At 70.9% G+C, this 24,938-nt stretch carries 23 protein-coding genes; 11 read left to right on the forward strand and 12 right to left on the reverse strand.

The window, feature by feature from the left end:
* Together DY262_RS20240 and DY262_RS20245 are read left to right on the forward strand one after the other, a co-directional pair.
* Positions 1 to 178: FAD-binding protein (locus DY262_RS20240; protein ID WP_220377576.1), on the forward strand; the 178-nt coding region annotated here is incomplete at its 5' end.
* A gap of 14 nt (positions 179 to 192) precedes the next feature.
* The gene (locus tag DY262_RS20245) at positions 193 to 945 is read left to right on the forward strand and encodes an NAD(P)H-dependent oxidoreductase (RefSeq protein ID WP_116960879.1); all 753 of its coding nucleotides are present in this window, start codon (positions 193 to 195) and stop codon (positions 943 to 945) included.
* A gap of 36 nt (positions 946 to 981) precedes the next feature.
* Here the strand turns inward: DY262_RS20245 and DY262_RS20250 are convergent, their stop codons facing one another.
* Positions 982 to 1,857, reverse strand: coding sequence for an acyl-CoA thioesterase (locus DY262_RS20250; protein WP_116960880.1), 876 nt, complete (start codon positions 1,855 to 1,857; stop codon positions 982 to 984).
* A 174-nt stretch (positions 1,858 to 2,031) separates the two neighbouring features.
* Here DY262_RS20250 and DY262_RS20255 point away from each other — a divergent pair, with 174 nt between their 5' ends.
* Entirely contained in the window at positions 2,032 to 2,946 is a 915-nt protein-coding gene (locus DY262_RS20255) for a LysR family transcriptional regulator (protein WP_116960881.1), read from the forward strand.
* A gap of 30 nt (positions 2,947 to 2,976) precedes the next feature.
* Here the strand turns inward: DY262_RS20255 and DY262_RS20260 are convergent, their stop codons facing one another.
* The 10 genes from DY262_RS20260 to DY262_RS20305 all read right to left on the reverse strand — a co-directional run bounded on the left by DY262_RS20260 (position 2,977) and on the right by DY262_RS20305 (position 15,894).
* Complete coding sequence (locus tag DY262_RS20260; RefSeq protein WP_116960882.1) at positions 2,977 to 3,978, reverse strand: Bug family tripartite tricarboxylate transporter substrate binding protein; 1,002 nt, start codon at positions 3,976 to 3,978, stop codon at positions 2,977 to 2,979.
* Positions 3,975 to 5,729, reverse strand: coding sequence for a thiamine pyrophosphate-requiring protein (locus DY262_RS20265; RefSeq protein ID WP_116960883.1), 1,755 nt, complete (start codon positions 5,727 to 5,729; stop codon positions 3,975 to 3,977). Before DY262_RS20265 ends, DY262_RS20260 begins: the two co-directional genes overlap by 4 nt.
* Positions 5,726 to 7,207 (reverse strand): aldehyde dehydrogenase family protein, encoded by a 1,482-nt coding sequence (locus DY262_RS20270; protein ID WP_116960884.1) that lies wholly within the window; start codon positions 7,205 to 7,207, stop codon positions 5,726 to 5,728. The genes DY262_RS20265 and DY262_RS20270 overlap by 4 nt, the downstream gene beginning before the upstream one ends.
* A gap of 14 nt (positions 7,208 to 7,221) precedes the next feature.
* A complete protein-coding gene (locus DY262_RS20275) occupies positions 7,222 to 8,301 on the reverse strand; it encodes a porin (protein ID WP_116960885.1) in 1,080 nt (359 codons plus the stop codon).
* Between the two features lie 67 nt (positions 8,302 to 8,368).
* Positions 8,369 to 11,584 (reverse strand): 4Fe-4S dicluster domain-containing protein, encoded by a 3,216-nt coding sequence (locus DY262_RS20280; protein ID WP_116960886.1) that lies wholly within the window; start codon positions 11,582 to 11,584, stop codon positions 8,369 to 8,371.
* A 52-nt stretch (positions 11,585 to 11,636) separates the two neighbouring features.
* Entirely contained in the window at positions 11,637 to 12,656 is a 1,020-nt protein-coding gene (locus DY262_RS20285) for a Bug family tripartite tricarboxylate transporter substrate binding protein (RefSeq protein ID WP_245981130.1), read from the reverse strand.
* 46 nt (positions 12,657 to 12,702) lie between these two features.
* Positions 12,703 to 13,566 (reverse strand): class III extradiol dioxygenase subunit beta, encoded by an 864-nt coding sequence (locus tag DY262_RS20290; protein ID WP_116960887.1) that lies wholly within the window; start codon positions 13,564 to 13,566, stop codon positions 12,703 to 12,705.
* Complete coding sequence (gene ligA, locus DY262_RS20295) at positions 13,559 to 13,972, reverse strand: protocatechuate 4,5-dioxygenase subunit alpha (protein ID WP_116960888.1); 414 nt, start codon at positions 13,970 to 13,972, stop codon at positions 13,559 to 13,561. The genes DY262_RS20290 and ligA overlap by 8 nt, the downstream gene beginning before the upstream one ends.
* On the reverse strand, positions 13,972 to 15,150 hold the full coding sequence (pobA, locus tag DY262_RS20300) for a 4-hydroxybenzoate 3-monooxygenase (protein WP_116960889.1): 1,179 nt from the start codon (positions 15,148 to 15,150) through the stop codon (positions 13,972 to 13,974). The genes ligA and pobA overlap by 1 nt, the downstream gene beginning before the upstream one ends.
* A 144-nt stretch (positions 15,151 to 15,294) precedes the next feature.
* Entirely contained in the window at positions 15,295 to 15,894 is a 600-nt protein-coding gene (locus DY262_RS20305; protein ID WP_116960890.1) for a TetR/AcrR family transcriptional regulator, read from the reverse strand.
* Positions 15,895 to 16,012: 118 nt separating this feature from the next.
* On the opposite strand from DY262_RS20305, the gene DY262_RS20310 reads away from it, so the two are divergent.
* Positions 16,013 to 17,227, forward strand: a complete 1,215-nt coding sequence (locus DY262_RS20310; RefSeq protein ID WP_116960891.1) for an MFS transporter — start codon at positions 16,013 to 16,015, stop codon at positions 17,225 to 17,227.
* A gap of 12 nt (positions 17,228 to 17,239) precedes the next feature.
* Here the strand turns inward: DY262_RS20310 and DY262_RS20315 are convergent, their stop codons facing one another.
* Complete coding sequence (locus tag DY262_RS20315) at positions 17,240 to 18,139, reverse strand: LysR substrate-binding domain-containing protein (RefSeq protein WP_116960892.1); 900 nt, start codon at positions 18,137 to 18,139, stop codon at positions 17,240 to 17,242.
* Between the two features lie 228 nt (positions 18,140 to 18,367).
* Here DY262_RS20315 and DY262_RS20320 point away from each other — a divergent pair, with 228 nt between their 5' ends.
* The 7 genes from DY262_RS20320 (at position 18,368) to DY262_RS20350 (ending at position 24,931) form a co-directional block, all read left to right on the forward strand.
* The gene (locus DY262_RS20320) at positions 18,368 to 19,168 is read left to right on the forward strand and encodes a transporter substrate-binding domain-containing protein (RefSeq protein ID WP_116960893.1); all 801 of its coding nucleotides are present in this window, start codon (positions 18,368 to 18,370) and stop codon (positions 19,166 to 19,168) included.
* Positions 19,169 to 19,304: 136 nt separating this feature from the next.
* Entirely contained in the window at positions 19,305 to 20,564 is a 1,260-nt protein-coding gene (locus DY262_RS20325) for a ribulose-bisphosphate carboxylase large subunit family protein (protein WP_116960894.1), read from the forward strand.
* Positions 20,561 to 21,925 (forward strand): four-carbon acid sugar kinase family protein, encoded by a 1,365-nt coding sequence (locus DY262_RS20330; protein ID WP_116960895.1) that lies wholly within the window; start codon positions 20,561 to 20,563, stop codon positions 21,923 to 21,925. Before DY262_RS20325 ends, DY262_RS20330 begins: the two co-directional genes overlap by 4 nt.
* 34 nt (positions 21,926 to 21,959) lie before the next feature.
* Complete coding sequence (locus tag DY262_RS20335) at positions 21,960 to 22,751, forward strand: SDR family NAD(P)-dependent oxidoreductase (RefSeq protein ID WP_116960896.1); 792 nt, start codon at positions 21,960 to 21,962, stop codon at positions 22,749 to 22,751.
* 76 nt (positions 22,752 to 22,827) lie between these two features.
* Entirely contained in the window at positions 22,828 to 23,466 is a 639-nt protein-coding gene (locus tag DY262_RS20340) for an amino acid ABC transporter permease (RefSeq protein WP_116960897.1), read from the forward strand.
* Between the two features lie 14 nt (positions 23,467 to 23,480).
* Positions 23,481 to 24,137 (forward strand): amino acid ABC transporter permease, encoded by a 657-nt coding sequence (locus DY262_RS20345; protein WP_116960898.1) that lies wholly within the window; start codon positions 23,481 to 23,483, stop codon positions 24,135 to 24,137.
* A 23-nt stretch (positions 24,138 to 24,160) separates the two neighbouring features.
* Entirely contained in the window at positions 24,161 to 24,931 is a 771-nt protein-coding gene (locus DY262_RS20350) for an amino acid ABC transporter ATP-binding protein (RefSeq protein ID WP_116960899.1), read from the forward strand.
* Positions 24,932 to 24,938: the final 7 nt, after the last annotated feature.

The following is a 24,938-nucleotide window of genomic DNA, read 5'->3' on the forward strand; positions in this document are numbered from 1 at the left end:
GCAGCTCTACATCGCCGCCGGCATCTCGGGCGCCATCCAGCACCTGGCGGGCATGAAGGACTCCAAGGTGATCGTGGCCATCAACAAGGACCCCGAGGCCCCCATCTTCAGCGTGGCCGACTACGGCCTGGAGGCCGACCTCTTCGAGGCCGTGCCCGAGCTGGTCAAGGCGCTCTGACACCGGGGCCCGCCATGAAGGTCTTCATCGTTCACGCCCACCCCGAGCCCCGCTCCTTCGGGCAGGCCTTGCTGCAGCGCGCGGTGCAGACCCTGCGCGAGACCGGCCACCAGGTGGTGGTGTCCGACCTCTACGCCATGGGCTTCCAGCCCGTGGCCACGGGCGATGATTTCAGCGAGCGCCGCTTTCCCGACGCGCTGCAGTACGACCGCGAGCAGAAGCAGGCTTCGCAGCGCCAGACCTTCCGCGCGGACATCCAGGCCGAGCTCGACAAGCTCATGGCCTGCGATCTGCTGATCCTGCAGTTTCCGCTCTGGTGGTTCTCGGTGCCCGCGATCATGAAGGGCTGGATCGACCGCGTGTTCGCCAACGGCACGGTGTACGGCGCGGGCGGCAAGCGCTTCGACCAGGGCGGACTGAAGGGCCGCAAGGCCATGCTGGCCTTCACGACCGGCTGCTTCCCCGAGATGATGGCGCCCGACGGCCTGCTGGGCCAGCGCGACGTGATCCTCTGGCACCTGCAGCACGGCACCTTCGGCTACTCGGGGCTGCAGGTGCTGCAGCCCTTCGTGGGCTGGTCCATCCAGTACACCGACCCCGGGCAGCGCGGGGCCTACCTCGACGCCTACGCGGCGCGCTTGCGCGGCATCGAGCACGAGGCGGCGATGCCCTCGCACCCGCTGTCGGACTTCGGGCCCGACTGGCGCCTCAAGCCCGGAATCGCCCCGCGCACCGCGGGCCACCGGCGGCCCGGAGACGGGGCCTGAGCGCGGCGCCGCCAACGGCGCCTGGGCTCTTGGGCGCTAGTCGGTCCAGCTCACCAGGCAGTCCTGGGTGGCGGTGGCGACGTGCCGCTCGGCTTCGTCGTGGTAGTGCGCGAGCGCCAGGCCGCGGCCCTGGGCCGCGTGCGCGCTGTGCGTCTGCACATGGACCCACCGGTCGGCGCGCAGCGGCGCGTGCAGCCACAGGGCGTGGTTGAGGCTGGAGATGTACATGCCGCGCTCGCCGGCGCGCGCCAGGTGTGGCCGCAGGATGCAGAAGTTGAGCCACCAGTCGGACAGGTAGGCGAAGGCGGCGGCGTGCAGGGGCGCTTCGTCGGGCAGGGCCTGCGGCACCTTCATCCAGTAGCGGAACCCGCGCCCGGCGTCCACGCCGCCGAGCTGGCGCTCCACGTCGGGAATGCGGAAGTGAATCGCGGCATTGCAGTCGCGGCCGTAGCCGCCCATGAGCGCGATGCGCTCGCGCCAGGGCCCGGGCACCTCGTTCAGCGTGGGCAGGTCCTCGGGCCGCTCGCCAGGAGGCACCGGCGAGGCCTCGGCGTGCGAGGGACCCGACAAGGGCAAGGCACAGCTCACCTGGGCGTCGAGCACGGTGCGTTCGCCCTGCACGCCACGCACCTGGCGCGAGCTGAAGCGCTTGCCCTCCTGCAAGCGCCGCACCTCGAACACGATGGGCTGGTCTGGCATGGCGCCTTGCAGGAACAGGAACTGCATCATGGTCGGCGCGCGCGCGTCGGGCACGTCCATCAGCGCGGCCCGCATGGCCTGGCCCAGCAACTGACCGCCGTAGGAGCGGCCGTTCTGGTTGGCGTCGCCGTGCAGGCTGCGCCAGCGGCCCGGGCCGGCGGGTTGCAGTTGCAGGCGCTCGGTCAGCGGGGTGTCGGTCGGGGTCAGGGGCATCGGGTCTCCCGTTCAGGCGCGCCGGTCCCGGGGGCCAGCGCGGATGGCCCCAATAATAAACCGTCTCGTCGGTTTGTTATTTGAATCCCCCACCCGCCGGTGCGCGGGACGCGGCATGCCAGCGGTCGACGTCCCATAATCGGCGCGACCTCACGCGGCCCCGACCAGACCCCCATGACGCTTCAGCAACTGCGCACCTTCCTGGCCATCGTCGAGTTCGGCAGCTTCCGCCGCGCGGCGCGGGAGCTGGAGGTGTCGCAGGCGGGCCTCACGAGCAGCATCCAGGCGCTGGAGAACGCGCTCAAGCTGCGCCTCATCGAACGCTCCACGAGCGGCATCAGCCTCACGGCGGAGGGCCGCCAGATCTACGAGCGCGCCCAGCTCATCGACCGCGAATCCCGCCAGATCCTGATCGACGCCGAGCAGCTGCGCGGCGCGGGCGTCAGCAGCCTGAGCATCGGGCTGGGCCCGACGCCGACGGCCACGCTGCTCCACCTGGTGGTGCCCGACTTCCACAAGCGCTTTCCGGACGTGCGGCTGAACCTCATCAGCGGCGTGTTCGAGCACCTGGAGTCGGCGCTGCAGCAGGGCAAGATTGAACTGGCGATCACCGCGATTCCCCCGAAGGGCCTCGCGTCCAACCTGGCCTGCGTCGAGCTGTTCAGCTCGAACCTGACGGTGGTCGCGCGCGAGGGCCATCCGCTGGCGGGCGTGGCCTCGCTGGCCGACCTGCGCCACACGGAATGGGTGCTGCTCGGCTCGCCCGGCGGCCCGGGCGGCACCGTGGCGCGCTACTTCACCGACCACGGCTTCGCCGCGCCGCCGGTGGCGGCCACCTGCGAGGCCATCACGCAGATGGTGGCGCTGGTGCGCAGCACGGACTGGATGTGCATGATCCCCGCCGTCCTCATCGAGAAAGACCTGATGGGCCGCGGGCTGGTGACGCTGAAGCTGCGCGAGGCGATGCCGCAGTACGTCAATACCGTGCTGCACCGGCGCGAGCCCCAGCTGTCGTCGGCGGCGCAGGCCTTCCTGGCCATGAGCCAGTCCTGCGCGCGCGTGCTGTCGCGCGGCAGCCGGCGGCTGTAGCCGCCGGGCCGCGGTTCCGCGGCGCCCGGCCTACTCCTTGATGCCCCGGGCCTTGACGACCGCGCCGTAGCGCTCGCTGTCGCGCTGGATCTGGGCGGCGAAGGCCGCCGGCGCCATCGGCGTCGGCTCGGCGCCCTGCGCCTGGATGCCCGCCGCCACCGGCGCCGTCTTCAGCAGGCGGTTGATCTCCGCGTTCAGCCGCGCGACCACCGGCGGGGGCGTGCCCGCCGGGCCATACAGCCCGTGCGTCGTGCCGCCGTCGAAGTCCTTGACACCGAGTTCCCTCAGGGTGGGCGCGTCGGGGAACAGCGGCGAGCGCTCGTTCGAGGCCACCGCCAGCAGGTGGAGCCTGCCGGCCCGCACGTGCTCGAAGGCAATGCCCGGGTCGAACAGCACGTCGACCGATCCGCCCAGCAGGTCCTGCAAGGCCGGGGCCGCGCCCCGGTAAGGGATGTGCACGGCCGTGAGGCCGGTCTGCGCTTTCAGCATTTCCATCGCCACGTGCGGCGCGCTGCCATTGCCGGGCGAACCGTAGGTCAGGCGGCCGGGGTGCTGCCTGGCGTAGGCCTGCAGGTCCGAAAACGTCTTGAACGGCAGCTTGGCGTTGCCCACCAGGAACAACGAAACGCGCGCGAACGCCGCGATGGGCACCAGGTCGGTCCTGGGGTTGAGCGGCAGCCGCTCGAGCGTGTGGACCGAGATCGACATCGAGCTGCCGGTGGTCATCAGGAAGGTGTGGCCATCCGCGGATTTCGCCACCGCGTCGGCGGCCAGCATGCCGGTCACACCGGACTTGTTCTCGATCACCACCGCTTGGCCCAGCGCTTCCGACAGGCCCGGGGCGAGGCTGCGCACCATCACGTCGGGCCCGCCCCCCGCGGGAAAGCCCACGATGATGCGGACGGGTCGGGTCGGCCAGGCGCTGGCCTGCGCGGCGGCGCCGCCCGAGGCCAGGGCCAGCAGCCCGCCCAGGGCCGCCGTCAGCGCCCGCCGGCGCGTGGCGCGGTGACTGCGCGGGTCTTTGGTCGTCATGGCTGGTCTCCTTGCGCCGTGGAAGGCAACAGCGATTGCGATGTGATGGGGGCGAGCTGCACGTTCACCACGGCGCTGCGGCCCCCGCGCACGGCCTCCAGGGCCGAGCGCAGCGTCGACGCCAGCTCGGCCCGGTCCTGCACGGCGAAGCCGAGCGCGGCGCCCGTGGCCTCGGCCAGGGCTTCGAACTTCACGCCCTGCCCGGACGCCACCCAGTAGCGGTCGTGCCGTTCGGCCGGGCCGTCGGGGTGCACGAGCGCCGTCGAGTGCCGCGGCGATTTCCAGCCGCCGTTGTTGTAGACCACGGTCAGCGTGGCGGCCCCGCAGGCCCCCGCGACCCAGAAGGCGCTGCCCGGCACGCCGAACAGGTAGCAGCCGTCGCCGACCAGGGCGATGACCTCCGACTCGGGCGACGCGAGCTTCACGCCGATGGCGGCGTTGATGCCCCAGCCCAGCCCGGCGCCATGGTTCAGGTAGCAGCCGCCCGGCCGGTCGGTCTTGAGCACGGACGCGATCAGCGTGGCGTGCGACGGCGCCTCGACCAGCACCACGGTCTTGTCGTTCACCAGCTCGCGCACGGCCCGGGTCAGCTCGGCCGGCGTGATCGGCCCTTGCGTGGGCGCCGGCGGGATCCGCAAGGCGACCCGCTCTTTCGCCGCCGCGACCCATTCGAGGCGCTGCGCCCGCCCCGCCAGGGCCGGCGCGGCGTCCAGGGACAGCAGCTGCGCCAGCACCTGCGCCGCGCTGGCCTGGAAGCGGCCCTGCGCGGGGAAGTGCCAGTAGCCCAGGTCCGTCTTGAGTGGGTCGACGTCGATGTGGAACAGCGTGGCGTCCGCGTGCGGCGTGACCTGCGAGGCCAGCCAGGGCACGTCCACGTCGAGCAGCAGGATGAGGTCCGCCTCGTCGACGAGGACGTTGCGCTGGTAGCCCAGGTGGCAGGGGTGGCTGCCCGGAAAGCTCACGTATTGCGGGCCGAGCTCCAGCACGCCCAGGCCATAGCGGTCCGCCGCGTCCACCAAGCGGGGCGGCACGCCCGGGTCCATGCCCGCGTAGCTGGTGATCACCAGCGGCCGCTTCGCGCGGCACAGCGCCTCGTGCAGGGCCAGCGCCTCGGCGGGTGGCAGCCCGCCCAGCGCCGACGGCCGCCAGTGGTCGGGCTGCTCGCGCACCGCGGGCGCGGGCGCGTCCCAGACCTCGCGCGCGCCCGTCAGATAGACGGGACCGCGCGGCGACGAGGACGCGATCTGCAGCGCCCGCCGCACCACGGGCTCGACCATGTCGGGCGCGCGCAGCTCGTACATCCATTTCATGTACGGCGCGACGATGTCGCTCTGGCGGCTGGTGTCCTGCGTGTAGTGGATGTACTCGTTGCGGTGGCCGAGCACGGACGGGTCGCAGGAGACGGGCGACAGGCCGGCGACCACGATGGCCGGGATGCGGCCGCGCGCCGCGTTGTGCACGCTGGCGCCCAGGTTCTGCGTGCCCACGTCGACGTGGACCAGCACCAGCTGGGGCTGGCGGGTGACCATCGCGTAGCCGTCGGCCGCGCTCAGGGTCGTCATCTCGTGCGGGCAGACGACCACCTCGGGCATGGGCAGGCCGGCCTGCTGGAGCCGCGCGAACGCGCTGATGAAGGCCGGGTGGTCGCTGCCGAGGTTGCTGAAGATGTACCTGACGCCAGCGTCGGCGCACAGGCGCAGCAACTGCTCGGCCACGGTGGGCGCCGGGACCAGGGGGGATTCGGTGTTCATGCCTTGTGGAGCCAGCCCGCGGGGGCGGAGATGCTGTGGGGGGAGAGGAAGCCTTCGATGCCCTGGAAGCCCAGGTTGCGGCCGAAGCCGCTGTCCTTGAAGCCGCCGAAAGGCGCGCGGTTGTCCTGCGCCAGCGGTCCGTGGCCGTTGAGGTAGGTGTAGCCAGCCTCCAGCTGACGGGCGACCGCCATCGCGCGCTCGGGGTCGGCCGTCCAGACCGAGGAACACAGCGCGAAGCGCGAGTCGTTCGCCAGCGCGATCCCCTGCTCCTGCGTGTCGACGGGAAGGATCGGCAGCACCGGACCGAATTGCTCTTCGCGGACCACGTCGAGCGAGGGGTCGGGGTCGAGCACCAGGGTCGGCCGCTGGAAGTGGCCCTGGCGGTACAGCGCCGGGTCGGGCACCGCGCCGAATTCCCGCACGTCCGCGCCGCGCTCGCGGGCCTGCTGGATCATGTCCCGCACGACCTGGAGCTGACGCGGGTTGTTCAACGGTCCCATGGTGGTGTCCGGCAGGAGGCCGTCGCCCACGACCTGTTCGGCGGCAACGGCCGACAGCCCCTGCACCAGCTCGTCGTAGCGCGAGCGGTGGACGTAGAGCCGCTTCATCGCCATGCAGATCTGGCCCGCCGTCATGAACGCCCCCTGGTACAGCCGCCGCAAGGCGGCCGCGTCCAGTTCCGCGTCCTGCAGCACCAGGGCCGCGTCGTTGCCGCCCAGCTCCAGGGTCACCGGGGTCAGCCGCTCGGCGGCCAGGCGCATGACGTGCTTGCCCACGCCGACGCTGCCCGTGAAGTTGATCGCGGCGGCCAGCGGGTGCGTGAGCATGGCGTCGCCGATTTCAGCGGCCTCGCCGGTGATGAGGTTGACCACGCCCGGCGGGAGCATCTCCGCGATCATCGCGACGGTCTGCGCCGGCGCGATGGCCGACTGCTGCGGCAGTTTGATGACCACCGTGCTGCCCGCCAGCAGCGCCTGTGGCAGCTTGGCGCCGAGGATCGACAGCGGCCAGTTCCACGGGACGATGAGCAGCGCCACGCCGCGCGGCTTGCGCGCGATGACGGTGTCGAACGGCGGGCCGGACAGGCGCTCGTCGGCCATCAGCCGCGGCGCGTTGTCCGCCACGTCGGTGAACCGCGAGCCCAGGCGACCCATTTCGGTGGCGGCCTCCTTCAGGACCTTGCCGTGCTCGCGGGTGAACAGGCGCGTGCGGCGCTCCAGGTCGACGGCATCGGCCGTCAGGTGCTCGGCCACGCGGCGCAGCAGCGCCGCGCGCTCGGCGGGGCTGCGCGCCGACCAGGCGGGAAAGGCCCGGTGCGCGGCCTGGAACGCGCGGTCCACGTCCTCGACCGAGGCCAGCGCGGCCTGGCCCACGCGCTCGGCGGGACGCGCCGGGTTGTGGATCGGGTAGCGGCGGCCGCCGCTGGCCTCGACCCGCTGGCCATCGATGTACAAGCCCGATTGGGCGGTGTCGGTCATGGCGGCTCCCGGCTTCAGAAAACGTGGCGCATGCCCACCTGGAAGCCGCGCACGTCGGCACCGGCGGCGGGGCCGCCGCCGGCTTCCGTGCGCGAGGGCCACAGGCCGAAGGCCGCGTTGCCCTTGTTGCTCTGGTGGCCCACGCTGGTGTAGACCGAGGTGCGCTTGGACAGCGGGTGCATGTACTGCACCGCGAACAGGCGCGCGTCCGAGTTGGCCGCATCGTCCACGTTGCGCACCTGGTAGACGGCGTTGATCTCGCCGACGCCCGCGGGCACCTTGACGCCCAGGTAGCCGCCACGCATGCCGGGCGCGCCGTCCACATCGGCCTTGACCAGGTAGCCGTACAGCTTCACCACCTTCAGGTCGTAGCTCGCGCCCAGGCTGGTCACCTGGTTCTTCACCGACGCGAGCGCGGGCTGGCCGGCGGCGGCGCCGGTGGAGTTCAGGCGGTCGTGGACGAGCCCGAGGTAGAGCGCCTTGTTGCTGTACTCCAGCGCCAGGCTGGAGGGGTTGCCGAAGGGCGAGGCGCCTTCGTTGCTGGCCACCATCAGCTTGCCGACGACACCGCCGAAGCTGGGCGAGATGTACTGGACCGCGTTGTTGTGCATCGCCGGGTAGCCCAGCAGGCCGGCCGCGCCGCCGCGCTGGAACAGCGTGAGGCTGGCGCCCATGCCCGAGCGCTGGAACGGGTCCACGCGCAGCGACATGGCGATGTTGGGCGTGAACTGGCTGCCCAGGATCAGCGTGCCGTAGCGCTGATCGCGCAGGCCGACCACGGTTTCGCGGTTGAAGTACGCGGCCGGGTTGGACTGGGCACCGGTGTCGACGTTGAAGCCGCTCTCCAGCTTGAAGAAGGCCTGCAGGCCGGCGCCCAGGTCTTCGCTGCCGCGGATGCCCCAGCGCGAGGTGTCGCTCGACAGGAAGCTGTTCTGCCGCGAGGGCGCCGCGCCGGTGGCCGAGTAGCGCACCGAGTTGATGGACGCGTCCAGGCGCCCGTACAGCTGCACGGACGAGGCCGCCGGGGCGCCGCCTTGCGCCAGGGCCAGGGCGGGCGCCAGCAGGCCGGCGCCGATCAGGCTGATCTTCTTCATCTTGCTTGTCTCCTTCTGTTGTTCGCTCGGGGGCGAGCGGTTGGGGTGGCGGCGGGTGCCGCCTCGCTTACAGGTCCAGCACCACCTCCCCGTCCGCCTGCGCGGCGCGGGAGCAGCACAACACCATCCGGGACTTGCGCTGTTCCTTGCTGAGCACGAAGTCGCGGTGATCGACGTCGCCTTCGAGGTAGGAAACCGCGCACACGCCGCACAGCCCGTCGCTGCACTTGACGTCCACCTGCAGGCCGCCAGCGGCCAGGGCCTGCACCGCCGACTGGTCGGCGGCCACGGCGATGCATTGGCCCGAGCGGGCCAGCTTGAGCCGAAAGGGCAGGCGCTCGCGCGCCTCGGTCTCGGGCACGGAGAAGTACTCGCGGTGCAGGGCCTCCTCCGGCCAGCCGAAGCCCGTGGCGGTGTCGAACACCGCGTCCATGAAGGCCGCGGGACCGCAGGTGTACACGTGGTGGCCGTCGCGGTAGTCGCGCAGCACGTCGGCGATGTCGAGCCGGCGCTCGTCGCTGAAGTGGAAGTGCACCCTGTCGGCCCAGGGCATGGCCTGCAGCTCGGGGATGAAGGCGGCCTGGGCGCGCGTGCGCGACTTGTAGTACAGATCAAAGTCCGCGCCCGCGGCGTGCAGCTCGTGGGCCATGGCGATCAGCGGGGTGACGCCGATGCCACCGGCCAGCAGCACGTGCCGCTTCGCCGTGGCGATCACGGGGAAGTGGTTGCGCGGCTGGGAGATCACCACCTGCGCGTCCTGGCGCAGCATCTGGTGGATCTTCAGCGAGCCGCCGCGGCCCTGGTCCTCGCGCAGGATGCCGAGCAGGTAGCGGCCGCGGTCGGCCGGGTCACCGGCCAGGCTGAACTGGCGGATGAACTCGGGCGTGATGGTGATGTCGATGTGCGCGCCCGCCTGCCAGGCCGGCAGCGGCTGGCCGTCGCTGGCCACGATCTCGAACAGGTCGATCTTGCCGTCGGCCGAGCTGGTCCAGCGGCGGCCGATGCGGGCCACCCGCACCGGCGGCTCGTCCGTCAGGCGGCGCAGGGGCGGCACCAGGTTCTCCGTCTGGCCCTCGCGGATGCGCGCCTGGTACTGCGCCGGGCTCAGCAGGTTCCGGTAGGCCTCGATGCCGGCCTCGCGGTCCACCGGGCTGGGCATGGGCAGCGGCAGCGGCGCCAGCGGCGCGGGGTAGGCCGCGAGCGTCTGGTCCTCGTGCTTGATCTTGATGTGCTTGTTGAGGCCGCGCGTGTTCACCTCCTTGGCCGCCACCACCTTGCCGGTGCCGTCGTTGGTGATGTCCCACCACCACTTCTTGCGCGGGTTGATGACGCCGCGGTTGAGCGCGTCGTCCAGGCGCGCGAGCCACTGCGCGGCCACGGGCAGGTTCATCGCGGCCCAGCGGAAGGGCTTCTCCTGCACCAGGCCCGGCAGGTTCCAGGGGCAGGCCTTCATGCAGCGCCCGCACATGGAGCCGCCGAGGTTGGTCATGCGGTAGCGCGTGCATTTCTCGACGTCGGCCTTCCAGATCTCGTAGCCGTTGAACATCACTTTGGGGCCGGCAGAGATCGCGCCCGATGGGCATTCGCGCGCGCACTTGTTGCACGACTCGCAGAAGTTCTGCAGGCCGAAGTCGATGGGCTTGTCGGGCTGGATCGGGAAGTCCGTGGTCATCACCCCGGTCTTGCTGCGCGGGCCCAGGAAGGGGTTGAGGATGGTCTCGCCGATGCGGCTGACCTCGCCCAGCCCCGCGAGCAGCACCAGCGGCGTCTGGATGACGTCGCTGTCGGCGGCGGAGTGGGCGGTGGCGCTGAAGCCCAGGCCGCGCAGGTGGTCGCCCAGCACACCGCAGACCAGGCCGGCGCGCATGTAGGTGCGCATCGACTGGGCGCTGGAGATCCAGTCGTCGCCCGAGGTGCCCTCCATGGTGTCGAAGCCCTGGTCGATCATCACCGTGGCCGCGAAGGGGTGGGCCACCGGCATCTCCGTGCCGTCCTGCCGATGCGAATACCAGACCCAGGCCGGCGCGCGCGACAGACCGGCGATGTCGGCGCCCAGGTAGTGCAACGTGGCCTTCACCAGGTCGGCGTTGCGGGCCGGGTCGGCGTAGCTGGCCTTGTGCGCCGCGGGCTCGCCCCGCTGCAGCACGGAATAGACGTTCAGGGCCAGGCGCAGCGCGGCGGCCAGCGGGGCCTTGGCCACCGAGTAGCCGTCCTTGGAGGCCTCCTGCGGCGCCTTGCCCAGGTCGCCGAAGGCCGCGCGCAGGAAGAACTCGCTGCTCTTGGGCACGCGCGGGATGCGGTCCTCGTCGATGAAGGTCGTGGTCTCGTCGACCCGCTTGAGCGTTTCCACCGGGTGCAGGCTGTCGCGGTAGTGGCGCTTGGCGAAGTCCACCGCATTGGAGGCGTTCTTCTGGCTGGACGCGCCCAGCCACCAGCTCGGCCCGCGCGCGCGCCAGCGCTCGTTCAGGGTGGCCGGTGCCAGGGCTTCGTCGGGCTTGAGCGCGAGCGTGGTGGTGACCACGGCCAGGCCGAAGCGCGTGCCCACGAAGGGGTTGGTGAGCGCGCCGTCCTCCAGCCGCGCCAGTCCGGCGGAGACGGCCAGGCGGTTGAGGTGCACGTCGGTGGTGGTGGCCGTGTGGCTGCGCGCCTCGTGGCCCAGGATGCGCAGGTAGTTGGCCAGCACGGCCGCGGTCTCGGCGGCGCGCAGCGCGGCGCGCCAGTCCTGCATGCCGACGATCCACTCCGCGCCCGGTTCGTCCGCGGAGGGGTCGCGCGGGTGGGCCACCATCAGCACCAGGGCGTGGGTGTGGTGCTCGACGCCGCGCGCGCACAGGTCCATGGAGCGCTTCATCTGGCGCAGCACCGCGTTCGGGTTGAAGCGCAGGCGCAGCTTGGTCTCCGACTGCTCGTAGGTGGCGGTGCGAAAGGCCGGGTGCTCCACGCGCTCGGCCAGCCGGTGGTCCGGCCCCAGCGCGCAGACGCCGGCGATGGAGGTGTCGAGGAAGTAGGCCGCCGACTTCAGGTGCTCGCTGCGCAGGCCCGGGCTGCCCGGGATCTCGGCGAGGTGGGGGTTGTGGTCGCCTTCGCGCACCTGGTCGAGCGCGCACATGAAGCGGCTGATGGAGCGCGCCAGCGTGGGCGCGGCGCCTTCGTCCGCGGGCGGACGCAGCACGCCGGTGTCGACGATGCGGGACAGGTCCGGCTCGCCGGACAGGCGGCGCAGGCGCTCACTGGGGAAGGCGCCCAGGTGCACCGGGCGGTCGTGGTGGGTAAAAAGGCGCATGGCGGGTCCTCGGCCGCGCCCGGGCGCGGCCGTTCTGGGGAGACGGAAGGGCTTACTCTTTGATGCCGCGTTCGCGGACGATCGCGCCGTAGCGCGCGCTGTCGCGGCGGATCAGGGCGCCGAACTCGGCCGCGCTCATGGGCGTGGCCTCGGCGCCGATGGCGGTGAACTGCTGCGCCACCTGGGGCTGGGCCAGCAGCTTGTTGATCTCGGCGTTCAGCCGGTTGACGATGGCCGGCGGGGTGCCGGCCGCCGCGTAGATGCCGTGCGTGGTGCCGGCGTCGAAGTCGGCCAGGCCCAGCTCCTGGATGGTGGGCGTGTCGGGAAACAGGGGCGAGCGCTTGGTGCTGCCCACAGCCAGCAGGCGCAGCCGGCCGGCGCGCACATGCTCCAGGGCGATGCCGGGGTCGAACAGGAACTGCGTGGTGCCGCCAAGCAGGTCCTGCAGGGCCGGCGAGGCGCCGCGGTAGGGCACGTGCACCACGTTGATGCCGCTCTGCGCGCGCAGCATCTCGGTGGCCACATGCGGTGCGCTGCCGGTGCCGGGCGAGCCGTAGGTCAGCTTGCCCGGGTTCGCCTTGGCGAACGCCATGAACTCGCTGAAGTTGCGAAAGCCCTGGCGCGCGTCGGACACCAGGAACAGCTCGATGCGCGCGGCGGCGGCCACCGGCACCAGCTCCTTGTCGGGGTTGATGGGCACGCGCGGCAGCGTGTGCACCGAGATCGACATGGAGCTGCCCGAGGTCACCAGGAAGGTGTAGCCGTCGTTGGGCGCGCGCGCCACGGCCTCGGCCGCGATCATGCCGGTGACCCCGGCCCGGTTCTCCACCACCACGGGCTGGCGCAGGGCCTGCGTGAGGCCGGGCGACAGCGCGCGGGCCACCACGTCGGGCGAGCTGCCGGGCGGAAAGCCGACGATGAAGCGGATGGGCTTGGCCGGCCAGTCGCCCTGCGCCAGGGCCGAGGCCATCGCGGCGCAGCCCAGCAGGGCGGCCGCGGCGAGCTGACGGCCCAGGCGGCGCAGGAGCCCGTGTCGGGCGCGCGGCGCGGTGGGGGGATTCGTTGGCAGCATGTCTTGTCTCCTTGTTTGTTCGTGGGGTCCGCGGGAGGGCGGGCGTCTAGGTGGCGGGCGCTGGCGCGCGCTGCGCGTCCTCCAGCACCAGCAGGCCGTAGGCCGTGTTCGAGGCGGGCACGTGGTAGAAGCGGTGCACCACCTCGACCTGCGGGCGCAGGGCGCCGCGCATCACCAGCCACATCACGCACTCCAGGCCCTCCGAGCCCGCTTCGCGCAGCAGTTCCAGGTGGTCGTGGGCCGCGGCCTGGTCGGGCGCGTCGACGAATTCGTCGAGCCAGCGGTTGTCGAACTCGGCGTTGATGAGGCCCGCGCGCTCGCCCTGCAGCTGGTGCGACAGGCCGCCGGTGCCGATGACCGCCACGCGCAGGTTTCCAGGGAAGGACTCGACCGCGCGGCGGATGGCCTGGCCCAGCTTGAGGCAGCGCCGACCGGTGGGCGGTGGGTACTGGATGACGTTCACGCACAGCGGGATGACGCGGCAGGGCCAGGCCTCGGGCTGGCCGAACAGCACCGACAGCGGCACCGTCAGGCCGTGGTCCACCGTCATGTTCGAGGCGATGGTGATGTCGAACTCGTCCAGGATCAGCGACTCGGCCAGGTGCCAGGACAGCTCGGGCGCGCCCTCCACGCGCGGCACCGGCCGCGGGCCGTAGCCCTCGTCGTGCGGCTCGTAGTGCGGGGCCACGCCCAGCGCGAAGGTGGGCGTGAGCTCCAGCGAGAAGCAGGAGGCGTGGTCGTTGTAGACCACGATGCAGACGTCGGGCCTGGCGCGCGCGATCCAGTCCCTGGCCGCCTGCATGCCGTCAAAGACGGGCTTCCAGTAGGCGTCCTGCGTCCTGCCGTGGTCGACCGCGGCGCCGATCGCGGGCACGTGCGAGGTGCCCACGCCACCGATGAGCTCAGCCATGGCCCACCTCCGCGTTCTGGCGCAGGCTGCGCATGCCCTCGGCCGGGCGGCCGCCGGAGACCATCATGCGGCGGAAGTCCTCCACCGTCATGCCGGTGCCCGACATCGCGGCACCCACGTGCTGCATGCTCAGGCCGTCGAAGATGGCGAGCTTGAAGGTGTAGTAGATGTTGCCGCCCAGGCGCAGCAGGCCGAGCCAGTCGCGCATCAGCACGGCCTCGCGCTGGGCCTCGCTCATGGGGAAGCGCGCCAGGTAGTCGTTGGGGTGGGCGCGGAACTGGTCGCGGTGGGCCGCCACGTCCAGCGACTTGCAAAACATATTGAGCCAGTAGCCCTTGCGCTGGTGGGCGCCGTCGAACACGTAGGTGCCGGGAATGTCGTGGTAATCGCGCGTGGCGGGGGTCATCAGGTCTGCTCCAGGGGAAGGCCGGCGTACTGTTCGGCGAGCGCCACTTGCGCGCTGTGCGAGGACTTCAGGAATTCGAGCTCGTACTCCTGGGTGCGCTGGTCGAAGGCGGTGGTGCTCGGGAAGCGGTGCAGCAGGTTGGTGAGGTACCAGGAGGTGCGCACCGAGTGCCAGACGCGCCGCAGGGCGGTGTCGCTGTAGCGCTCCAGCAGGTCCGAGCGGCCCGTCTCGTAGCGGCTGGCCAGGGCCCGACTGAGGTAGTGCACGTCGGAGAAGGCCAGGTTCAGGCCCTTGGCGCCGGTGGGCGGCACGATGTGCGCGGCGTCGCCGGCCAGGAACAGGCGACCGTGGCTCATGGGCTCGGCCACGTAGCTGCGCAGCGGCGCGATGGACTTCTCGATCGAGGGGCCTTCCACGATCGCGGCGGCCAGGTCGGCGGGGTAACGCGCCTTGAGCTCTTCCCAGAAGCGCTCGTCGGACCAGTCCTCGATCCGGGTGTCCAGCGGCACCTGGATGTAGTAGCGGCTCATGGTCGGGCTGCGCATGGACGCCAGCGCGAAGCCGCGCGGGTGGTTGGCGTAGACGATGTCGGGCAGCGGCGGGCGCGGCGTGAGGATGCCCAGCCAGCCGAAGGGATAGACCTTCTCGAACTCCTTGAGCACGGTGGCCGGAATGGCCTTGCGCGACACGCCATGGAAGCCGTCGCAGCCGGCGATGTAGTCGCACTCGATGGTGGTGGTCTGGCCGTCGGCTTCGAAGCTCACGCGTGGCCGGTCGGTGTCGATGCCGTGCAGGGCCACGTTGGCCGCGCCGAAGACGAGGCGGGCCTGGCGGCGGTCGGCGGCCGCAAACAGGTCTTCCTGGATGCTGGTCTGGCCATAGGCCACGAAGCGTTTGCCGACGTGCTGGCGCACGTCGATGAAAAAGCTGCTGCGGCCGGCCCAGACGATCTTCATGCCGTCGTGCGCGTGGCCCTCGCGCTCCATGCGATCGGCCAGGCCGTACTGGCGCAGCATGTCCACGGTGGTCTGTTCCAGCACGCCGGCGCGGATGCGCGACTGCACGTACTGGCGGGTCTGGCGTTCCACGACGATGCTGTCGATGCCGTGGTGGTGAAGGATCTCGGAAAGCAGCATGCCCGCCGGGCCTGCCCCGACGATGGCGACTTGGGTTTTCATGAACGGTGGTGGGTGCCCTGTTGAAGTCGGCGGATGGTAGGAAGGCCCCCATGCCCCAACAAGGCAGCGCCAAGCGATAGCAATCGCTTGGCGCGATCACCCCGGCGCCCGTGGCGGGCCGCGGGGCTCAGCGGACGGCGTCGCTCAGGCCGGGTCCGGCCGGCGCAGCAGGCCTTCGAGCATGCGGCGAAAGCCCGCCACGGCCTTCTTCGACGCCGCCTCGGGATCGGGCGAGCTGGCGATCCAGATCGCGGCGTGGCTGCTGGCGCCGTTGATCAGCCGGGCCATCGCCTCCGGGTCGGCGTCGATGAGCACACCGTCTTCCTTGAGCGCCGCCAGGCTGGCCGTCAGGGCCTCGATGCAGCTTTGGGCGCTGGGGCATTGCGACTGATCTCCCAGCACGGCGGGCGCGTCGCGGAAAAGGATGCGCTGGATCTCGGGCTCCAGCGCCATCTCGATGTAGGCGATCCACTCGTCCACCACGGCCTGCCAGCGGTTGGGCGCGCGCGCGGCGATGGCCTTCAGCCGCACCGACATCTCGGCGTCGATCTGGTCCACCACGGCCTGCAGCAGGCCCTTCTTGTCGCCGAAGTGGTGGTACAGCGCGCCGCGCGTGAGGCCCACGGCGGAGGTGAAATCGTCCATGGACGCCTGGGCGTAGCCCACGCTGCCGAAGGCCTGGCGCGCGGCGGCGATCAGCTTGCCGCGGGTCTCGGCAATCATGTCCTGGCGGGCTCTTCGCATGGCTGGCTCCAATCAAACACATACAGAACGTACGTGAATTGACGTACGCAGCGTACGTCAATAACATGCATACGCCACGTATCTTATTGCCGTTCACCCCCGATCCAGGAGCTTTCCCGTGTCCAACCCCTATGCAAGGATATTCAGCGAGCCCGGCGCCAAGGGCTTTTCCATCGCCGCCTTCTTCGGCCGGCTGCCGCTGGCCATGGCGCCCATCGGCATCGTCGCCATGCTGTCCCAGACCCTGGGCGAGTACTGGCTGGCGGGCGCCGTCGCGGCCACGTACGGCCTGGGCAATGCCTTCCTGGCGCCGCAGATTTCGCGCTGGATCGACCGCTACGGCCAGACCGCGGTGGCGGCGCCGGCCGCTGCCGTGTCGGCCGCCGCCTTCGTGCTGCTGATCCTGGCCAGCCACTGGAACTGGCCGGCCTGGACGCTGTTCGCCACCGCCCTCGGCGCGGCCACGCTGCCCAGCATGTCGGCCATGGTGCGCGCCCGCTGGAGCGAGCTGTTCCGAGACCGGCCCGAGCTCAACACCGCCTTTGCCTTCGAATCCGCGGCCGACGAGCTGATCTACATCTCGGGGGCCTCGCTCTCGGTCGGCCTGGCCGCGGCCTGGTTCCCCGAGGCCGGCATGCTGGCCTCGACCCTGTTCATGGTCGGCGGCACGGCGGCCTTCCTGCTGCAGCGCAAGACCGAGCCCGCGGTGCGCGCGCCGCAGGCCGACGGCCCCGCGGGCTCGGCGATCCGCCAGCGCCCGGTGCAGATCATCACCCTCGCCCTGGTCTTCGTCGGCGCCACCTTCGCCACGGCCGAGGTCAGCGCCATCGCCATCACCACGGCGCTGGGCCAGCCCGGCGCCGCCAGCCTGGTGATCGGCGTCTACGCGGTCGGCTCCTTCGTCTTGGGGCTGGTGCTGGGCGCGCTCAACCCGCGCCTGGCCCTGCACCGCCAATTGCTCATCGCCGTGGGCGTGCTGGCCCTGACCTCGCTGCCGCTGCTGGTGGCGGGCTCGTCGGTCGCCCTGCTCGCGGCCGCCGTGTTCCTCAGTGGCGTGGCGATCTCGCCCACCTTCATCACCGCCTTCGGCCTGATCGAGCGCCGCGTGCCGGCGTCCATGCTGACCGAGGGCGTGACCTGGGTGATGACGGGCATCGGCATCGGCATGTCCCTGGGCGCGTTCGTGTCGGGCTGGGTGGTCGACCACTTCGGCCCGCAGAACGGCTTTTGGGTGTCGGTGGTCGCCAGCCTCGCCGCGGCCCTGACCATCGCGCTGGGGCAGCGCGCGCTGGCGGGCGAGCGCGCGGCGCCCGGGCGGCTCGCGGTGTCTTGACCCACGCGCCCTTCACTCCATGCGCTCGCGGATCCACCGCGCCAGCTGGCGCACGTCGTCGCGCAGGCGCTCGTGCGGCGCGATCCACAGGTTGAGCGTGTACGGGCTCTGGATGAAACCGAAGGGCGCCACCAGCTGGCCCGACTCAAGCTCCTTCTCCACCAGGTAGCGCGGCACGAGCGCCACGCCCAGCTGGGACACCGCCGCCTCGATCACCAGGTAGAAGTGCTCGTAGCGCTCGTGCGGCGTGAGGCCGATGTCCTCGCAGTTCATCAGCGCCACCCACTCCTTCCAGGCGTAGGTGCGCGTCGCGGTTTCCAGGATGCGGGCGCGCGCCAGCGACGCGATGGAGGAGATGCCGATGCGCGCCAGGTACTCGGGATGGCACACCGGGCCGATCTGCTCGTGCTGCAGCGGCTCGATCACCACGTCCTGCGGCGGGCGGTTCATGCTGGTGCGGATCGCCAGGCTGATCTGGTCCTGGATGAAGTCCACCTCGCCGTGGCTCATGTTGAGCCGGATTTCCACGCTGGGGTTGGCGCGCTTGAATTCGCTCAGCCGCGGGATCAGCCACTTCATCATGATGGTGGCGGAGCACGACAGCGTGAGCGGCCCGGGCGCCAGCCGCGCCACGGCCTCGCGCATCAGGCGAAAGGCCTCCGTCAGCTGCCCCGCCAGGGCCGCGCCCTCCGGCGTGGGCGCCACGGAGCGCGGCAGGCGCACCAGCAGGGGCACACCGAACTGGTCTTCGAGCAGGTGCACGTGCCGGCTGATCGCGCCGTGCGTGACGAACAGCTCGTCCGCCGCGGCCGTCATGGAGCCCAGGCGGGCCGCCGCCTCGAAGGCGCGCAGGGAGGTCAAGGGCAGGCGCTGGCGGGCATCGCCCCCGGCCGCAAGCGGTTGAGCTGTCATAAAAACTCACAGGTAGGGACGAACAAATGGAAGGTCAGCCGCGGCGAGTCTGACTAGACTGCCGTCAATTTCCCAGCATTTGCCGTTAACGCAATGGGAAATCTCAGGGTTTACCCTGAACATCGAGCGCGCAGCTGTCAGATTTTGACCGCAGAAACCCGGCGCCCGGGCCGCGCGTGTGCATCCCATTCCGCAGGCCATCCGGCCTCAACGACCAGGAGACAAAACATGAACATCCACCGCCGTCACGCCAGCGCCCTCGTCGCGGCCCTGGGCCTCGCGCTCGCCCTGCCCGCCAGCGCGGACGTTCTGGCCAACATCAACAGCCGCAAGAAGCTGCGCGTCGCCACCGACATGGGCATCCCGCCCTTCGGCATGCTCGACGGGTCGCTGCAACCCACCGGTTCCGACGTCGAGGTGGCGCGTGCGCTGGCCGCCGACTGGGGCGTGGAGGTGGAATTCATCAACACCACCGGCCCCACGCGCATTCCCAACGTCAACACCGACAAGGCCGATGTGGTGATCTCCTCGCTCTCCGTGACCGAAGAGCGCGCCAAGGTGGTGGACTTCACCAAGCCGTATTCCTTCATCCGCACCACGGTGATCGCGCCGGTGGCCGACAAGAGCGTGAGGGACTGGGGCGACCTGAAGGGCAAGTCCATCGCGGTGGTGCGCAGCACCATGCAGGACGTGGAGCTGACCGCCCGTGCCTCGGCCCTGGGCATCAACGTGGTGCGTTTCGACGACGATGCCACCGTCATCACGGCGGCCCTGTCGGGCCAGGCCACCTACGTGGGCCTGGGCGACCCGCAGATGAAGGCCATCAACCAGCGCGCGGGCGCCAAGCCCTTCGAGGCCAAGCTGGTGATCAAGCAGTTCCCGATCGCCATGGGCGTGAAGAAGGGCGAGCCCGCGCTGCTGGCCAAGCTCAACGAGTGGATCGCGGTCAACGCCAAGAGCGGCAAGCTCAACGCGCTCTACCGCAAGCACCACGGCGTCGACGTGCCCGCCGAGCTCCTGCAGCCCTGAGCCACGCGCCCGTGTGCGGGCCGGGCCCCGCACACGCCCCGCCGATTCTTCCTTGTTCCTGGCGCCCGCGCACGCACGCGCGGGCGCGCCATGGGCCTTCGCCCGGCACGCCATCCGACCCACCCCTGGAAACGCCATGCAGCAGCACCGTATTGAAGCGGACTACCTCCTCGAGACACCGGACGACCCGGAGCGCGTGGCGGCCACCATCGCCGGGGAGCAGTCCAGCGGCACCTTCGTCCGCGTGCCGGGCGAAACGCCCGAGCTGCTCGAGCGCGCGGCGGCGCGGGTGGAGAAGCTGGAGGTCATCGAGCGCTTCACCGGCGCGCGCGCGCTGCCCACCTCGACACCGACGCCCGCGGGCGAGTCCCTGGTCCGCGCCCGGCTCACGCTTTCCTGGCCGCTGGCCACGCTGGGGCCTTCCCTGCCCAACCTGATGGCCACGGTGGCGGGCAACCTGTTCGAGCTGCGCCAGGTGAGCGGCCTGCGCCTGCTCGACATCCGCCTGCCCCAGCCCTTCGCCGCCGCTTACCCGGGGCCCAAGTTCGGCGCCGAGGGCACGCGCCGGCTGACCGGGGTGAAGGGGCGCCCCCTCATCGGTACCATCATCAAGCCCAGTGTCGGCTTCTCCGCCGAGGACACGGCGGCCCTGGTGGCCCAGCTCTGCGCCGCCGGCATCGATTTCATCAAGGACGACGAACTGCAGGCCGACGGACCCAACTGCCCGTTCAACGAGCGCGTGGCCGCGGTGATGCGCGAGGTGAACGCCAGCGCGGACCGCACCGGCAAAAAGCCCATGTACGCCTTCAACCTCACCGGCGACGTCGAGGAGATGAAGCGCCGCCACGACGTGCTGCTCGCGCACGGCGCGACCTGCCTGATGGCCAGCATCAACTCCGTGGGCCTGGCGGGCATGATCGAATTGGCGAAGTTCTCGCAGCTGCCCATCCACGCGCACCGCAACGGCTGGGGCTACCTGTCGCGCCACCCGCTGCTGGGCTGGTCGTTCACCGCGTGGAGCAAGATCTGGCGCCTGGCCGGCGCCGACCACATGCACGTCAACGGCCTGGCCAACAAGTTCTCCGAGCCCGACGACAGCGTGATCGCGTCGGCGCGCGCCTGCCTCGAACCGCTGTTCGCGGACAAGCCCTGCACCGTGATGCCCGTGTTCTCCTCGGGCCAGGGCGTCACGCAGGTGCCGGGCACCTACGCGGCCGTCAACACCACCGACCTGATCGTCACCGCTGGCGGCGGCATCCTGGCCCACCCGCAAGGCCCGGGCGCCGGCGTGAGCGCCCTGCGCGAAGCCTGGGACGCGGCGCTGCAGGGCGTGCCGCAGGCCGACTACGCGCGCACCCACCCGGCGCTGCAATCGGCGATGGAGGCCGCTGCGTGAGCGGCGCCCGTCCGCTCCCCCCGGGGCCGCTGATCGCCTTCTATGGCGACGACTTCACGGGCTCGTCGGCGGCCATGGAGGTGCTGGCCTTCGCCGGGCTCGAGACCATCCTGTTCCTCGCGCCGCCCACGCCCGAGCGCCTGGCCCGTTTCGCGCACTACCGCGCCATCGGCGTGGCGGGCGTGGCGCGCTCGCGACCGCCCGAGTGGATGGAGCAGCACCTGCCCGCGGTCTTCGAGCAGCTCGCCGGCATCGGCGCGCCCGTCGTCCACTACAAGGTGTGCTCGACCTTCGACTCGGCGCCCCACATCGGCAACATCGGCCGCGCGGCCGAGATCGCCCGGCGGCGCTTCGCGGGGTGGATCCCGCTCGTGGTGTCGGACCCCGGCATGGGCCGTTTCCAGGCCTTCGGCAACCTGTTCGCGCACGCCAACGGCGTGGGCTACCGGCTCGACCGCCACCCCACCATGGCGGCCCACCCCACCACGCCCATGCACGAGGCCGACCTGGGCCGCCACCTGGCCGCGCAGACCGATCTGCGCGTGGGCCTGGTGGATTTCGCCAGCATGAAACGCGGCCGGGCCGATGCGCTGCTGGCGCAGGAGATCGAACGCGGCGCGGCCATCGTCTCGGTGGACGTGCTGGACCCGGAAACCCTGCGCGAGGCCGGTCGTCTGATCTGGGAACGGGGCGCGGCGCCGCAGTTTGTCCTGGGCTCGCAAGGCGTCGAGCAGGCGCTGGTGGCGCACTGGCGCGCGGCCGGGCTGATGCCGTCCGCCTCCGCCAGCGCCGGCTGCGCCCGCGCGGAGCGCCTCGCGGCCGTGTCGGGCTCGGTGTCGCCGATCACGGCGGCGCAGATCGAGCACGCCTGCGCGCGGGGCTTCGAGCCCATCGTGCTGGACGCGCGGCTGGCGGTCCACGAGGACCTGCTGGCCGCCGAGGTGCGGCGCGTGAGCGCGCTCGGCCGCGAGGCCATCGCGCGGGGTCGCGACCCGCTGGTCTTCACCGCCACCGGCCCCGACGATCCGCGCGTGGCCGCGTTCCGCGACGCCGTGCGGGCCAGCGGCACGCCGATCGCCACCGTCAACGACCGGCTCGGTGCCGCCCTCGGCGACGTCCTCAACGCCCTGGTGCGCCAGTGCGGCCTGCGGCGCGCCGTCATCTCCGGCGGCGACACCTCCAGCCACGCGGCCTCGCGCCTGGGCATCGACGCGCTGACCGCCATCGCGCCGCTGTCGCCGGGCGTGCCGCTGTGCCGCGCCCATTCGACCGACCCCGCCATCGACGGCCTGGAGATCGCCCTCAAGGGCGGCCAGACCGGCGCCCCCGACTTTTTCACGGCGGTCAGAGACCCACACTGAACCGCCGCACGCCCTCACCACCACAGGACCCTTCATGAGACTGCAAGCAAAGATCGCCCTCATCACCGGCGGTGCCCGCGGCATCGGCTTCGCCATCGCCACGGCCCTCGCGCGCCAGGGCGCCGTCATCGCCATCGCCGACATCAACCCCCAGGGCGCCAACGCGGCGGCCGCCAAACTGCGCGAGGCCGGCGCCCAGGCGCACGGCTTCGTGGTCGACGTGGCCGATCCGCGCTCGGTGGAGACGCTGCTCAAGGACGTCACCACCCAGCTCGGCCGGCTCGACATCCTCATCAACAACGCCGGCATCGGCGGCAACACCCCGTTCCTGGACATCACGCTGGAGAACTGGAACCGCACCATCGCCATCAACCTCACCGGCGCCTTCATCGTGGCGCAGGCCTGCGCCCGGCGCATGGTGGCGCAGGGCCACGGCGGCAAGATCATCAACATCGCCTCGCTCTCGGGCCAGCGCGGCGGCAACGGCCGCGGCGCCTACGGCGCGGCCAAGGCCGGCCTGGAGCTGCTCACCAAGGTGATGGCGGTCGAGCTGTCGCCGCACGGCATCAACGTGAACAACATCGCGCCCGGCGCCATCGAGACCGAGATGGCCGCGACCGCACACGACGCCGCCACGCGCAGCGCCTACAACTACCTCGTGCCCATGGTGCGCTATGGCACGCCCGAGGAAATCGGCGACGCGGCCGTGTTCCTCTGCTCGGACGAAGCGCGCTACGTGCAGGGCCACACGCTCAACGTCGACGGCGGCTTCCGTGCCGCCGGCCTGATGTTCGGCGACCGCAAGGCGCCCCCAGTCTCGGCTTGATCCCGCGCGCGCGGGCAACCCCATCGGAGGCACGACGGTGACCCTGGACTTCACTCCCATCCTCGAACGATGGCCGATGCTGCTGGACGGTGCGCTGGTGACGCTGCAGCTGGCCGCCGCCGCCACCCTGCTGGGGTTCGTGATCGGCACGCTCTGCGCCATCGGCCGCAATTCGAGCGTGCGCTGGCTGTCGGCGCTGTGCGCGGGCTACGTGGAAGGCATCCGCAATACCCCGTTCCTGGTGCAGATCTTCCTCGTCTTCTTCGGCCTGTCCTCGATCGGCATCACGATGAGCGCCTTCTCGGTGGCCATCATCGCGCTCACCATCAACGTGGGCGCGTACACGGGCGAGATCATGCGCGCCGGCTTCAACTCGGTACATGCCGGCCAATGGGAAGCGGCCGAGTGCCTGGGCCTGTCGCGCGCCCAGGTGTACTGGCACGTGGTGCTGCGCCCGGCCGTGGAGCGCGTCTACCCCTCGCTCACCAGCCAGTTCATCCTGCTGATGCTGGCCTCCTCCATCACCTCGCAGATCTCGGTGGCCGAGCTCACCGGCAACGCCAACTACATCCAGGGCGTCTCGTTCCGGCCAATGGAGACCTACATCACGATCGGCTTCATGTACTTCGGCCTGGCGCTGGTCATGCGGCTGGGGTTCTGGCTGCTCGGCCTGGTGATCTTTCCGCGCCGCCGCCGCCTCGGCACGCCGCTTTGAAGGGAGAGCGAACGATGCCCACCTTTGGTCTTGTCCACGTTCAATTCCTGCTCCAGGGCGCCCTGTGGACGGTCGCGCTGTCGGCCTGCGCCTTCATCGGCGGTGGCCTGATGGGGCTGCTGATCGCGCTGTGCCGCGTCTCTCGCTTCGCCTGGCTGCGCGCCATCGCGGCGGCCTACATCCAGGTGGTCCAGGGCGTGCCGCTGCTGGTCATCATGTTCGCGGGCTACTTCGGCCTGCCGGCGCTGGGCCTGGCGGTGTCGCCGCTGATGGCGGCGACGCTGTCCATGACGATCTGGGTCGGCGCCTACCTCGGCGAGTTCTGGCGCGGCAGCATCCAGTCGGTGCCCAAGGCGCAGTGGGAGGCGGCCGAGTGCCTGGCGCTGAGCCGCACGCAGCGCATGTTCAAGGTGATCATTCCGCAGGCCATCCGCAACGCCACGCCGGGCACCGTCGGCTTCATGGTGCAGATCGTCAAGAACACCTCGCTGGCGTCGGCGGTGAGCTTCGTCGACCTGACGCGGGCGGGCCAGCTGATCAACAACTCCACCTTCCAGCCCTTCATCACCTTCGTGGTCGTGGCGCTGATCTACTTTCTGCTCTGCTATCCGCTGTCGGCCCTGAGCCGGCGGCTGGAGCAACGCATGGCGCGCGGCATGCGCAGCGCGTGAGCCTCTCCATGAAAGAAGACCTTATGAATGACCTTGTCCCGACCGCCGCCGGCACCGCCGATTCCGCGAACGACATCGTGGTGCTGCGCGATGTGCACAAGAGCTTCGGCCAGATCGAAGTCCTCAAGGGCGTGAGCTTTCAGGTCAAGCGCGGCGAGGTCACGGTGCTCATCGGCAAGTCCGGCTCCGGCAAGAGCACCGCGCTGCGCTGCATCGACCGGCTCGAGAAGGTGAACCGCGGCCACATCCAGGTGTGCGGCCACGTGCTCACCGACCCCACGCTGGACCTGCGGCAGCTGCGCCTGGACGTGGGCATCGTGTTCCAGAGCTACAACCTGTTCCCGCACCTGACGATCGGCGAGAACATCATGCTCGCGCCGCGCAGCGTGAAAAAGCTGGGCAAGGCGCAGGCCATCGCGCTGGCCCAGCAGTGCCTGAGTCAGGTGGGCCTGTCGGAGAAGTTCGACGCCTACCCCGAGCAGCTGTCGGGCGGCCAGCAGCAGCGCGCGGCCATCGCCCGCTCGCTCGCGATGCAACCCAAGGTGATGCTGTTCGATGAAGTGACCTCCGCGCTCGACCCGCAGCTCACCGGCGAGGTGCTGCGCGTCATCGAAGGCCTGGCGGACCAGGGCATGACCATGGTGATGGTCACGCACGAGATGAACTTCGCCCGCAAGATCGCGGACCAGCTCGTCTTCATGCACCAGGGCAAGGTCTGGGAGGTGGGCCCGGCGGACGTGCTCGACCACCCCCAGACCGAGGAGCTGCGGGACTTCCTGGGGCACGACCTCTGAGCCGGCG

It is taken from the genome of Hydrogenophaga borbori (assembly GCF_003417535.1).
In the GTDB taxonomy this organism is placed as follows: Bacteria; Pseudomonadota; Gammaproteobacteria; order Burkholderiales; family Burkholderiaceae_C; genus Hydrogenophaga; species Hydrogenophaga borbori.